Raw genomic sequence first — 12,612 nt, 5'->3', positions numbered from 1 at the left:
GATTTCATGCGATTTTTCACTTTAAACTATAACTTCCTGCTCCTGCTTCTTTCTGCGTTGCTCTGCTGCTGCCATTTCTTCAGGCGTTAGCTTGACAATCGCGAAGCCTACATATGCATAAATAATCGAAATAATTGGTACTAGGAAGTTTAAAATGGCATATGGTGCATACTCCATTGCCCCTACACCTAATGTAGCAAAAATAAATACGCCACAAGTATTCCATGGGATGAAAACAGATGTTAATGTTCCGCCATCCTCTAAAGCACGTGATAGGTTTTTAGAGTGTAAACCGCGCTTCTCATAAGCCTCCGCAAACATACGTGAAGGTACAACAATTGAAATATATTGCTCTGAGCATGTTGCGTTTGTCGTAATACATGCCGCAATCGTAGAAGCAACTAAGCTTCCTGTAGATTTTGCGAACTTTAAAATAACATTCATCAAGGCTCTTAACATACCTGAATACTCTAAAACGCCACCAAATGTCATCGCAACAATCGTCATTGAAACCGTATACATCATTGAATCTAAACCACCGCGATTAAAGAGATCGTCCACCATTGCATTTCCTGTTGTGATGGAGAAACCTTCTTGTAACGCCGTAACCGCCTCTGCTGCCGTTCCGCCTTGTACAAAAATTTGTAATAAGAAGCCTGCTACAATACCTGCAACTAATGCTGGAACTGCTGGAACCTTTATCGCAACAAGTACAATTACCCCTACTGGAACAAGAAGTAACCATGGAGAAATCACAAAGCTTTCTTCCATTACTTTAAGCGTTGTCAAAATTTCTTCTGACTTCATTGAAATATCTGCAAATTTTCGACCCATAACAGCAAAAACTGCGAATGTAATAACTAGAGCTGGTATTGTTGTATAAAGCATGTGTTTAATATGAGCAAATAAATCTGTTCCTGTTAAACCTGCTGCTAAGTTTGTTGTATCTGATAATGGCGACATTTTATCACCAAAATAAGAACCCGAAATAACGGCACCTGCAATCATTGCTGCTGGGATACCCATACTTAAGCCAATACCCATACCTGCAACACCAATTGTCGCCATCGTTGACCAAGAGCTACCAATTGCTAAAGATACAATTGCACATAACAGCATAATTGTAACTAAAAACCATGCTGGAGAAATTAGTTTTAAACCATAATATATCATTGTGGCAACTACTCCACTACCAATCCATGCGCCAATAACTAAGCCTACTAAAATAATAATAACAATTGCTGGCAAGGCTAGACGTATTCCTTTATACATCATTTCCTCAATTTCGCTCCATTTGAAGCCATGTATTTTGGCAACAATTGCCGCTACAGCCGTACCAATAATTAATGGTACATGCGGTCCCTGCTCTAATTTTACTACAGTAATAATCATCGCTGTAATCATAATAACAAAAGTAAGCAATGCCCATTTTGCAGTTATTTCCTTTTTCATTACCTTAACCCCTTTACATTTATGCTATCCCTTTATCGTTTGATGTAGTTACATACAAACTTCTTTTAAATATGTGAAAAAAAATAGTTTGTCCTCACATTTTCTCAGCTTAATAGTTTGAAAAATAAAAATCAACGCAAAATTTTTCGACCGTTCTAAGAAATTCATCTAATTCGAGCAGAAAAAAAACGCTTTCAAGCAGTTTTTGCTGAAATTTAAAATTACTCTAATTCTCATAGTAGAACAATAGTTTGAATGTTAGTAAATTTCCCCCAAAACTTATCTGATGTATGAAAATATTACTGATTAATGAGGTTCCCATTAAATTAAAATGTAACATTGTCATGAATTATCCATTCTTGTACCATACCCCCCTATGCTATAATTAATATTAATTTTAAAGGGGAGGCTGATGAAATGAAAAAATTACTGTTTAGTTTATTAGTTATGGTTTTATTGTTAGCTGCATGTGGTTCGAAGGAAGTGGTACATGACGAAAGTGAAAGTGACGGTCATGCGCATAGCAATGGAGATATTCAAGAAGAAACAGCAAGCGCTGAAATACTACCTACTTTTTTAGACGAACAATCTGAAAATATTCGTCTTACGTATCAAATAGCAGGACAAGCTACAGGTATTTTAGAATGGATTCCTTGTTATTGTGGCTGTGGAGAATCAGCAGGGCATCGCAGCAACTTAAATTGCTTTATTCAAGAAGTGAAGGATAACGGGGCTATTGTGTGGGATGATCACGGAACTCGCTGCCTCGCATGCTTAGAAATCGCATTACAATCTGCAAAAATGTATAAGGACGGCATGGATTTAAAAGAAATTCGAAAAGCAATTGATGAAATGTACAAAGAAGGCTACGAAAAGCCAACAGACACACCTTTCCCAGCATAATAGAAGCTTAAAAGCGCAAGAAATCAACTTCTGATTTCTTGCGCTTTTAAATTAACGGCAAACCTATTTCGGCAAATGATTTAAGAAGTTCTGATAAGCAAAGCCACGCACTTCATCTTCTGAATAATATTTTAAAAGCTCCTTCAATAAATTTGGATGCTTACTAGCATTTTCTAAATTTATAACCTTTCTATCGATTCCATCAAAATCTGAGCCTAATCCAATTAAATTTTTACCACCAAGTGCACAAATATGATCGATATGTTTTATTAAATGCGCGAGCGTTGCCTCTCCCTCTTCTACGATAAACATTGGGAAGTAGACAATATGAATAGGTGCATTTTTCGCAACCATCGCTTTAATTTGCTCATCATTTAAATTTCGTCGATGCGAGCATAGCGCCTTAGCATTTGAGTGTGAAGCAATAGCATAATCCGCAAGCTCCATCACATCCCAAAAGCTTTTTTCGCTTAAATGAGACACATCTGTCAACACCTTATGTTTATTATTCAATTGAATAATTTCACGTCCGAATGCTGTTACGCCACGACCTAAATCTTCCTCAACACCATCCGCTGCCTCATTCGCATTATTCCATGTTAGACCAATGCTTAAAACACCGAATTCTCGAAATAAATGCCACATTTTAATATCGCCTTCAAGGAAATCGACACCTTCAATTGTTAGTACTGCACCGATTTCGCCATCCTGTAACCGCTCAATATCAGACCAATTTTTAATATGCACGATTTTATTTTCTGGTCGCACTACATACGTTTTGAAATAATAAAGCTGACGTAGAGCAGACTTTATTTTTTCGACCTTTGCAATTTTTGGATTAATAAAAATAGCGAATGCCTGTACTTTGACATTTCCTCCTCGCAAGTTTTGTAAGTTCACATCTAATTGTGGTGCATTCATAAAATCAACTTCCTGCTGCTCATACTTATACAGCACATCACAATGTAAATCAATAATTGGAAAATTCATGTTACAGCTCCCCTTTCGTATCTAATATTATGACGCATACGAAAGAGGTTTGCTATCTTAGTACCTTCACATATCCACCCAAATTTTAATAGCTGTTGCTAAAATAAGAAATGCCAAAATCATTTGTAATGCTTTTGTATTCAGTACCTTGCCAACTTTTGCGCCAAGAGGAGCTGCGATAATGCTTGCGATAATCATAATTATTGCCGCTGCATAGTCAACCTGACCCGTTATCAGCTTACCGACACTACCACCAATGGATGAAATAAATGTAATCGCCAGGCTCGTCGCAATCGTCATGCGTGTTGGAATTTTTAAAATGACAAGTAAAATTGGCACAAGTAAAAATCCACCTGCTGCCCCAACAATACCTGACCCTACGCCCACAATAAATGCAAGAATGATTGCAAGCGGTTTATTAAATGTCACCTGCTCTAAAGGCTTATCATCTAGCTGCTTTTTGGGAACAAACATCATAGCAGCAGCAATTGTCGCCAATATACCGTAAACAATATTAACGCTCGCTTCAGATAAATTAGATGAGCCAAAGCTACCAGCGAAACTCCCTACTAAAATAGCACTTCCCATCGTTACAATAAGCGATTTATTTAAATAACCTCCCTTACGATAAGCCCACACACCTGCAAGCGAAGCGAAAAGCACTTGCACAGCACTAATACCAGATACTTCATGTGCTGTAAATGTCGCTAAGCCGAATAATGGCGGTATATACAAGAGCATCGGATACTTAATAATAGAGCCCCCCACACCAAGCATCCCTGAAATAAACGAGCCAATAAAGCCAATTGCTAAAAGCACTATAATAGATGTTAAGCCCATCATTGTTCCTTCTTTCTATTAAATCAAGTACCTCTAACTAAACTTCATCAAGATTTTTACGATTATTCTCGAAAAAATATGTGATGTCCGCCAGAGGCTTTATCTTGATTTAGCTATGCCTTTTTAATACGAAATACTAACACGCCCGCCACTTCCGATTGCTCGATGATTTCATGGCCTCCTGCATTTGCCCATGCAGGAATATCCGCTAATGAACCTTGATCTGTTACATGTACCTCTAGAATCTCACCTGATTGAAGTGCATCCATTGCCTTTTTTGTACGTACAATCGGCATTGGACACGCTAAGCCTTTTGCATCTAAAATTTTTGTATTTTCCATTGAAAATTCCTCCTTAATATTATCTCGTATTAACAGGCTGTAAGAACCCCTTCAAAACATCAGATAAAATCGAGATGTTTAAATCGGAGATTAAACAGCCTGTAAAAACCCGATTGGTGAAACTTCCAATCAGTTGGGGATGAGAAAACCCCCACTGATTGTAGATTCACTTTATCTTACAGCACAACGATTTGGACCGATTTCCATTTCTATTTGCTCATCGTAGCTAGGTTTTAATTTGCCCATATTAACTTGGCGAATTTGCTTATACGCATTTGGTTGTGGTGGTAAATTGTCTGTTACAGTTGTGCGGAATTCCTCTTCATCGTTAATATTTAAGCCGTGATTTTCTGCAAATAAATCACCTAAGCGCTTCGCCACTGAGCCATCTGCATTTAGCTCCTCCACTATCATGAAGTGCGCTGGCAAGACGATTAAGTCGTCAATTAGCTCTCGATATCGCTCGTATAATGTTGAACGTAAATCACCTACCCAATCTTCCGCTAAGCCTGCTAAATCAGGGCGACCAATCGAATCAATAAACAAAATATCTCCTGTTAATAAATAGCGATTGTCAATGACGAAGGATGTTGAACCAATTGTATGCCCCGGTGAGTATAGTGCCTCTACAGCAATATCTGCTGCTCCGATTTGCACTTTAAGCCCATCCGTTAAATTCTCAAAATCAAACACGACTTCCTCTGCATCTTTTGCTGGTAAATAATACACAGCACCTGTTGCCTCCGCAATTTGTCGTCCACCAGAAATATGGTCAGCATGTAAATGCGTATCAAATACATGGGTGATTTTCGCATTTTTTGCTTTAGCAAAATCAACAAATATATCCGCAAAGCGTACTGCATCAATTACTACTGCTTCCCCATCCGCAATAATCATATAAGATAAGCAGCCCTTACCTAAGCGAACAAATTGATACAGCTCACCGCCGCCTGTTAAATCTCCTATTTTGATGGGCTCAAGATATGTGCTCCAAGATTTCATTCCACCTTCTAAATAGGCTGCTTTACGCCCTACCTCATCTAGCATCTGTGCAACCATGATGGATGAACCTTCCTTTGCACAAACAACTAATAGCTCTCTATCTGTTGGAATTTGTGGCAATATTTCCTCTACGCCATCAAGCAATTCAAAATAGGGAATGTTTAAATAATCGAATTGCTTCCCTTCTATTTTCCAATCCTCAAAGGCATCTTTATTACGTACATCTAAAATAAATAGCTTTTCATTATCAATTACTTTTTGAGCTACTTCTGCTGCTGTCCATTTATTTACTGCCATAAAATTACCCCCGTAGGTATTATTTTTTTGATTTTTTTAGCGGGGCTTCCCCCACTGCTGTATTTCATATCGATTTTTCTAACTCGCCTTGCCACTCGACCATCCCTGGTACAACATTATAGACATTTTGAAAACCTGCATTTACTAGTTTTTGTGCTGCCAAATCACTGCGCTTTCCTGTGCGACAAATTACGTAAATCGCCTGTTCCTCAGTTAACTCATGTAAACGTTCATCTAACTCTCCTAATGGAATCGATTTTGCTCCTGTAATATGACCAAATGCATATTCCGCTTCCTCACGTACATCTAAAATGACACCATTCGTTAAGTTTAGCAATTGTTCATTCGTTACAGTCTGTTCAAATGGGGTTTCTACAATATCTTCATTCGAACATTTACGGAGATAATGATAGAGCACTTCTCCCTGCTCCGCTGTTCCAATATATTGATGTCCGACAGATTGTGCCCATGCAGCCAAATCAGCCGTAGAACCACGATCTGTTGCTTGCACCTCTAAAATTTGCCCATCTACTAAGTCATTCATTGCTTTTTTTGTACGTACAATTGGCATTGGGCATGCTAAGCCCTTTGCGTCAATTTGTATATCTGCCTTTACAGCCATATCACTTACCCCCTATTCACTATTCCTTGCCAAGCTAGCATGCCGCCCACCATATTGGTAACATCATAGCCTTGGTCTTGCAAAAATGCAGTTGCCTGGCCGCTGCGCCCACCAGAGCGACATACTATAATATATGGCGTTTTTTTATCTAACTCATGCATACGAAACTCTAGCAACCCTAATGGTATGTGCATTATTCCTGGAATATGCTCCATCTGCACCTCATTTACTTCTCGCACATCAATCAAATGTACTTTTTCACCTGCTTTCAACAATTGCTCTACTTGCTCTGTAGAAATTTCCTTCATCTTCCTCATCCTCTCCATGCATTCATACCACCACGAACATTCGTAACATTATGATAGCCTAGCTTTTTCATTTGCTTACATGCCTGCGTACTACGCATACCACTTTGACAAATGACAAAAATCTCTCTGTCCTTTGGTAGCTTTGAAAAATCAGTGCCAAGTGGCATATTTTTAAATTGTGGAATATGTCGCCCTTTATATTCAGCGGGTGTACGCACATCAATAAATAGATTATTGCTGTCGTTGATAATTTTCTTAAGTTCCTCAACGGAAATGATCTTTATGCCCTTAGCTGGCAACATACGCCATGTTAAAAATGCAATAACAATCAAAAAAATAATAAAGGCTGTCATGCGAATCCTCCTATATAAACAGATTGACATGCCCTTGCTCAGCATCAGCCAAGTAAGCCGCTACACCTGCATAGTGCACACCATCTAAAAGCTCCTCTTTTTGAAGCCCTAATAAATCCATTGTCATCGTGCAAGATACGAGCTTAATGTCCTGCTCCTGTGCCATATCGATAAGCTGTGTTAATGTTAAAGCATTATGTTTTTTCATTACATGCTTAATCATTTTTGGTCCCATACTGAGCATTTGCATTTTTGATAAGCCTAATTTTTCAGCACCACGTGGCATCATGCGTCCAAACATTTTTTCAAGAAAGCCCTTCTGCACCTCGACAGGCTGCTGCTTACGTAAGGCATTAATCCCCCAAAATGTATGAAAAATCGTTACCTCGTGGTCATAAGCAGCTGCCCCATTGGCGATAATATACGCTGCCATCGCCTTATCATAGTCCCCACTAAACAATACAATTGTCGTTTTTTTCTTTTCCAACACTCTATACCCCCATAGGTATTTATTTTTATAAAATATAGAGCCGTTTCGATTTAACGGCTTTTCACTAATAAGCTAACTGCTTCTTGAATTGAAGCATTAACTTCCTCTGTATTATCGCCAGCTTTTTGTACGCATTCGACAAGGTTTTCACTAACAATTACACCAATGGCTCTATCTACACCAGAGCGCACGGCAGACAATTGTGTAATGACCTCTCGGCAATCCTGCCCTTCCTCCATCATGCGTAAAATGCCACGCAATTGACCTTCCATACGCTTAACACGATTCATTACTTTTTTATCATATGTCATATTACAACACCTCCAGACATTGATTTATTGTTTATGTCATTCATATTATACCCCTATAGGTATATTGTCAACTAAAAAATTTATAACGATTATCATTAGTAAAGTAGGTGTTGCTTCAAACTATCAACACCTACTATTTATTTTTCACCAAAATTGTCCAGAATCGCTTTGTATATCCATCGCCACATTATAGCAGCGTTAATCTGAACAACAATGCATATATCTCATGGAATTTCATCTAAATGACATATGCGTACAGTAGTCGATGCCCCAAATAATTTATACCTACCTAGGTATTTCGCCAAAATATATTAATCGTTCACTATAATTTGATTCACAGGAATATTAAATTTTTGCGCACGTTCAACAATTTGGCCTTCAACGTGATAATTCACTACTCCATCTACTAAAATAGACAACTTGTATTGGTCATTAAATATGAAAATAATATGATCTTCCCGCTCTCGACCAACTGTTTTTTTCGTTAAATCGAGCTGCGTAATCTCTTCCCATGTATATTGTTTTTGCCCCTTTAGCCCATGCGAGCTTTCAATAAACTCTTTATCTATATAAATATAACTTTTCGTCCCACTAACAAATAAAAACAGAAAAGCAACAATTGCCAAAATACCTACAGCAATTTTTAAAATCCTCTTTTGCAAAAAATAAATGATAACTAAACTTGCCGAAGCTGCTATAAATGCTGAAGCATAGACACCTAAGCTTGATGGCGATGGAATAAAAACAATTTTATCCGCGTTATCATAAAAAATCATCCCCACAGTAAACGGCGTAAAAATAACGATAATTGGCGCGATTAATGCAATTGCTATTGCAAATATAATATAAATAGTCCTTTTTTCTCGATGAATCATGTAACCTCACCTTCCTCATTCGTTGTATAGCTTATATACGAATTAAATATGCAAAAGTTTCAGAAAATTTAAGTACCTGGAGGAAAAGGAAATATTATGAATAGGCAAAAGATATTGAAAGTGGAACAACTAAATATAGTGGGAAAGGATGGCATAGCTCGTCTTACATTATTCAATAAAGACAATATACCCCCAATACTATTTACAGGACAGGATATAAAGATTACTTACATTTTTTTAATAGTTAACTTTTCAATAAAACAGCAAAAGTTGTCCGAAAGGCAGGCTAACGCGCTGCTTTTCGGACAACTCCCTCATTATTTTGCAGTTCGTAGCTCTACTGTCACAATCTCGGGCAAATTAAAAATGCGGTATGGCACAACACTATTCCCTAATCCTCGACTCACAACCATCATTGTTGCATCGTCCTCATATGTGCCTGCCGTATACTTAGGCAAAAATCCTTGCCCTGGTGCAACTAGTCCACCTATAAATGGCAGGCGAATTTGCCCACCATGCGCATGGCCTGTAAAAACAAGGTCAACGGCATTATCGACATACGTGTTAAAGCGCTCTGGACGATGTGATAATAACAATGTAAACATGCCACTAGGCACATCCTCAAATGTCATAACTAGCATTTCCTGTGTTGTATAGCCCATTAAAGGGTCTTCAATACCCGCTATAATTATTTGCTCATTGCCACGTGCAATCGTTAACGCACTATTTGGCAGCACATGCACACCTAATTCGGTCAATGCCGTATAAATCTCGGTCATCTTCCTCGTTGCAACCTCATGATTACCAAGCACATAATAAACATCTGCGATTTCAACAAAGCCTCTCACAGCCTCTAAACTATTTTCCAAATTATAACGATTGCTATCGATCAAATCTCCTGTAATGAAAATTGCATCTGGATTGGTAGCCCGCACTTTTTCAATCAATCGTTTCTGCCTATTGCCGAATATCGCATCATGCAAATCTGTTACCTGCGTAATACGGTAGCCATCAAAGCTTGCTGGCACACGCTCCGATTCATACACATGCTCCGTCACAACAAGCCATTTGTTATTTACTTGCAAAAAGACATAAACTACGACAATAATAAAAATAATTTTTGCTAACTTTTTCAAACTACACCGCTCAATTCATTATTAATAATATATATACTGAATCATACCACTATTATCAATAATATTTATATGTTTTGGAACATTTAAATGCAACATTTGCTGCCCCATCACATAATTATAGTATTTTTCATCAGTACTATGCATACTGTAATATCCCCCAAATAATGAAATTTCTGGCACAATACGTCGGTATGTAGCCTGACCTTCTCTTTCAAAAAGCGATAAAATATTACTTTTGAAGCTAATTTCAGGAATTACTACCTGATCTGTTACATCAATGCCAGAAAATATAAATGGAAATTCATAGTAGCTAGCATAAATATCGTTTGACGTTGCATCATCTCGCCATGTCACAATAATACGGGTTGCTGGATAATCTAAGTTTGTTTTTACTATTAGTTCCTCTGTTGGTACAGTAAATGTTCGCTCTTCCTTCAAATATGCTGGATCAATTTCAGCAAAGCGTTTTTTCAACACAAGCTGCTCCAAATACTGTGATTCGTCTAGCTTTTTCTTTATTTCTTTTTCAGATAATAATGCTTTTTGTGCATTTGGTAAATAAGGGAAAGCAAATGTCGCAATTAATCCTATTAAGATATATACTGCTAGTAGCTGATAAAAACGTTTCGTAAACAACGTTTTAAAGCGCAAAGGTAGCCGGCCTAATCCATTTACTATAACAAAAATAATGAATATAAAAATTAATATTGGTACTAGCGATATAATCATCCTCTACGCACCTCCTGCCTATTGTTGACGAACAATGCTAGAGCATAAAATACAATTGCGATTAGCAATATTTTCAGCATAAACATTCCGTAACTTTCGTCTAATAACCAAATGAATATATTTTGTTCAACCTTAGCTAGATAGACTATAAACAATACGCCACTTAAAATCGTTACTATTTTTGATAAACTAAACATGACTCCAATAAAATAGCCCACTGCCCCAGCACAAAGCAATATAAAATAAAATACAAAAAATACTGTCACACTTGGAACTAGTGTCCTTCCAATAATATCAAGATCTAAAACAAGTATTTTCACAACCTGTACCAAATTTTGCGAAACGATTGCTGTTACAGTTGTAATAAATGTGATAATCCATATAAATAAAATTGTTGAAATACTCGCTGTTAATCTAGTGGTCGGAATTGCTAAATTATCGCTTTGTGTTCTTTTAGATGATAGCGCGATACAAGTTGCTGCTACCGCAACTACTGATACCATCATTACACTATCTAAGCTATAAATGTACTCTGTAACTTGCATATTATTTAGACCGCTACCACGCATACTCCCATGATTCGCTATTGCCGCAATAATTAGTTGAATAATAACTATTGTCAGTACAGCGCTGTTATGTGCCCCTAGTTTCCATTTCACTTGCGACACGATATTTTTCCATATCGACACATTATTTGAATACATCATCAATCCCTCCCATCCTATTGGCTGTCACATATTTACATACATCACTTGCTGAAACTGCTTCAGATTGAATACTCGAATGTCCATTGAAATATTTTTTCTCTACAATAATTTCCGCTAGTGGTCCTTCGTTTCTCTCAAATAAAGCATGATTGCGATAAGGCTCTAACTGCTCAGGCTGCCCTATAAGACGCACTGCAAATTGCTGTACTTCCTCAAGCTCTTTATGTAGTGCCACCTGCCCATTATTAATTAATAAAATTTCTTCAATTAAATGCTCAATTTCCTTTAAATGATGGCTCGAAATAATAATTGTACGTGGATATGCGATATATTCTTTTAAAATAGCTCGATACATATCCGCACGCACTGCCTCATCCATTCCATTCATCGGCTCATCTAACAACGTAATTGCACAACGTGCCGACAATCCATAAACTAAATTAAAAGTAGAACGTTGCCCCTTTGATAGCTTGTCGTACAAACCGTTTAAGGAAATACCGACATATTGCAATAGCTTCTCTGCTAGCTCCTGCTGCCAATTTGGATAAAAACATTTCGCTATTTCCAAAATTCGAGCTATATTGTTGCCATTTGGAAATGTCATCCCTTCCTCAATGAACATTGTATTCGTTGCAGTTGTTATGCTATTAAACGGATTATCCTGATAAATAGTTACCTTTCCTGCTGTTGGTTTAATATGCCCTGCTAAAATATTTAAAAATGTCGATTTACCAGCACCGTTGCGCCCAATAAGACCAATAATTTTATGCTCCTCTATCTGGCATGAGACGTCCTTTAGCACCTCTTTGCCTCGGTATCTTTTCACGATATTTTCACACTTGATCAAAGCTATTCACCTCTTTGCATTTTTTGAACAAGCTCTATTAGCTCATCATCTGTCACCGCAAGTCGTCGCGCCTCAACCACCAATTCTCTAGCTAGCTGCTGCAACGTCTCACCACGCCTTTTCTGTAAAATCATCTCTTTCGCCTGTGCTGTCACAAACATTCCGAGACCCCTTTTCTTATATAAAATCTCTTCCTCTAACAAGAGTGTTAATCCCTTCCCAGCAGTCGCTGGATTAATATTAAATAACTCTGCCAGTTGATACTGCGAATACACCTTACTATCTGCCACAAGGCGCTCTGCCAATATTTCATTTCGTAGCCATTCCGCAATCTGCACGTAAATAGGCGTCGTTCCATCTATATTTAAATTCAAATTAGAACACCCCCTCGATTAGTACATTAGTGTTG

At 37.7% G+C, this 12,612-nt stretch carries 17 protein-coding genes; 1 reads left to right on the top strand and 16 read right to left on the bottom strand.

The genetic code is table 11. The features are described from left to right. Positions 1-21: 21 nt before the first annotated feature. Entirely contained in the window at positions 22-1,452 is a 1,431-nt protein-coding gene (gene nhaC / locus TY13_RS00205) for a Na+/H+ antiporter NhaC (protein WP_042470203.1), read from the bottom strand. 417 nt (positions 1,453-1,869) lie between these two features. On the opposite strand from nhaC, the gene TY13_RS00200 reads away from it, so the two are divergent. After that, positions 1,870-2,355 (top strand): PCYCGC motif-containing (lipo)protein, encoded by a 486-nt coding sequence (locus TY13_RS00200; protein WP_042470201.1) that lies wholly within the window; start codon positions 1,870-1,872, stop codon positions 2,353-2,355. 63 nt (positions 2,356-2,418) lie between these two features. Here TY13_RS00200 and TY13_RS00195 read toward each other — a convergent pair whose 3' ends face one another. The 15 genes from TY13_RS00195 to TY13_RS00125 form a co-directional block, all read right to left on the bottom strand. After that, on the bottom strand, positions 2,419-3,345 hold the full coding sequence (locus TY13_RS00195; RefSeq protein ID WP_042470198.1) for a dipeptidase: 927 nt from the start codon (positions 3,343-3,345) through the stop codon (positions 2,419-2,421). A gap of 66 nt (positions 3,346-3,411) precedes the next feature. Then, positions 3,412-4,185 (bottom strand): sulfite exporter TauE/SafE family protein, encoded by a 774-nt coding sequence (locus tag TY13_RS00190; protein ID WP_042470196.1) that lies wholly within the window; start codon positions 4,183-4,185, stop codon positions 3,412-3,414. Positions 4,186-4,298: 113 nt separating this feature from the next. Then, a complete protein-coding gene (locus TY13_RS00185; RefSeq protein ID WP_042470195.1) occupies positions 4,299-4,526 on the bottom strand; it encodes a sulfurtransferase TusA family protein in 228 nt (75 codons plus the stop codon). A 171-nt stretch (positions 4,527-4,697) separates the two neighbouring features. Further along, positions 4,698-5,825 (bottom strand): MBL fold metallo-hydrolase, encoded by a 1,128-nt coding sequence (locus TY13_RS00180; protein ID WP_042470192.1) that lies wholly within the window; start codon positions 5,823-5,825, stop codon positions 4,698-4,700. A 64-nt stretch (positions 5,826-5,889) separates the two neighbouring features. Then, complete coding sequence (locus TY13_RS00175) at positions 5,890-6,447, bottom strand: sulfurtransferase TusA family protein (RefSeq protein ID WP_042470191.1); 558 nt, start codon at positions 6,445-6,447, stop codon at positions 5,890-5,892. 5 nt (positions 6,448-6,452) lie between these two features. Further along, complete coding sequence (locus TY13_RS00170) at positions 6,453-6,755, bottom strand: rhodanese-like domain-containing protein (RefSeq protein ID WP_042470188.1); 303 nt, start codon at positions 6,753-6,755, stop codon at positions 6,453-6,455. A 5-nt stretch (positions 6,756-6,760) separates the two neighbouring features. After that, a complete protein-coding gene (locus TY13_RS00165; RefSeq protein WP_042470185.1) occupies positions 6,761-7,108 on the bottom strand; it encodes a rhodanese-like domain-containing protein in 348 nt (115 codons plus the stop codon). A gap of 10 nt (positions 7,109-7,118) precedes the next feature. Continuing rightward, positions 7,119-7,598: a DsrE/DsrF/DrsH-like family protein gene (locus tag TY13_RS00160; protein WP_042470183.1), complete on the bottom strand. Its 480-nt coding sequence runs from the start codon at positions 7,596-7,598 to the stop codon at positions 7,119-7,121. 50 nt (positions 7,599-7,648) lie between these two features. Next, the gene (locus TY13_RS00155) at positions 7,649-7,909 is read right to left on the bottom strand and encodes a metal-sensitive transcriptional regulator (protein WP_042470180.1); all 261 of its coding nucleotides are present in this window, start codon (positions 7,907-7,909) and stop codon (positions 7,649-7,651) included. Between the two features lie 311 nt (positions 7,910-8,220). Further along, a complete protein-coding gene (locus tag TY13_RS00150) occupies positions 8,221-8,784 on the bottom strand; it encodes a hypothetical protein (RefSeq protein WP_042470178.1) in 564 nt (187 codons plus the stop codon). Positions 8,785-9,101: 317 nt separating this feature from the next. Further along, the gene (locus tag TY13_RS00145) at positions 9,102-9,920 is read right to left on the bottom strand and encodes a metallophosphoesterase (protein WP_042470174.1); all 819 of its coding nucleotides are present in this window, start codon (positions 9,918-9,920) and stop codon (positions 9,102-9,104) included. Between the two features lie 21 nt (positions 9,921-9,941). Beyond that, entirely contained in the window at positions 9,942-10,649 is a 708-nt protein-coding gene (locus tag TY13_RS00140; RefSeq protein ID WP_042470172.1) for a hypothetical protein, read from the bottom strand. Then, positions 10,646-11,356: a hypothetical protein gene (locus TY13_RS00135; RefSeq protein ID WP_154661479.1), complete on the bottom strand. Its 711-nt coding sequence runs from the start codon at positions 11,354-11,356 to the stop codon at positions 10,646-10,648. Before TY13_RS00135 ends, TY13_RS00140 begins: the two co-directional genes overlap by 4 nt. Further along, positions 11,340-12,203 (bottom strand): ATP-binding cassette domain-containing protein, encoded by an 864-nt coding sequence (locus TY13_RS00130; protein ID WP_042470167.1) that lies wholly within the window; start codon positions 12,201-12,203, stop codon positions 11,340-11,342. The genes TY13_RS00135 and TY13_RS00130 overlap by 17 nt, the downstream gene beginning before the upstream one ends. 2 nt (positions 12,204-12,205) lie before the next feature. Continuing rightward, a complete protein-coding gene (locus TY13_RS00125) occupies positions 12,206-12,577 on the bottom strand; it encodes a GntR family transcriptional regulator (protein ID WP_042470166.1) in 372 nt (123 codons plus the stop codon). Positions 12,578-12,612 lie beyond the last annotated feature (35 nt).

The sequence above is a fragment of the Bacillus ndiopicus genome (genome assembly GCF_000612805.1).
Lineage (GTDB): Bacteria > Bacillota > Bacilli > Bacillales_A > Planococcaceae > Metasolibacillus > Metasolibacillus ndiopicus.
Note: the sequence above shows the minus strand (reverse complement) of the source record. Positions and strands in the feature narration are given on the sequence as shown.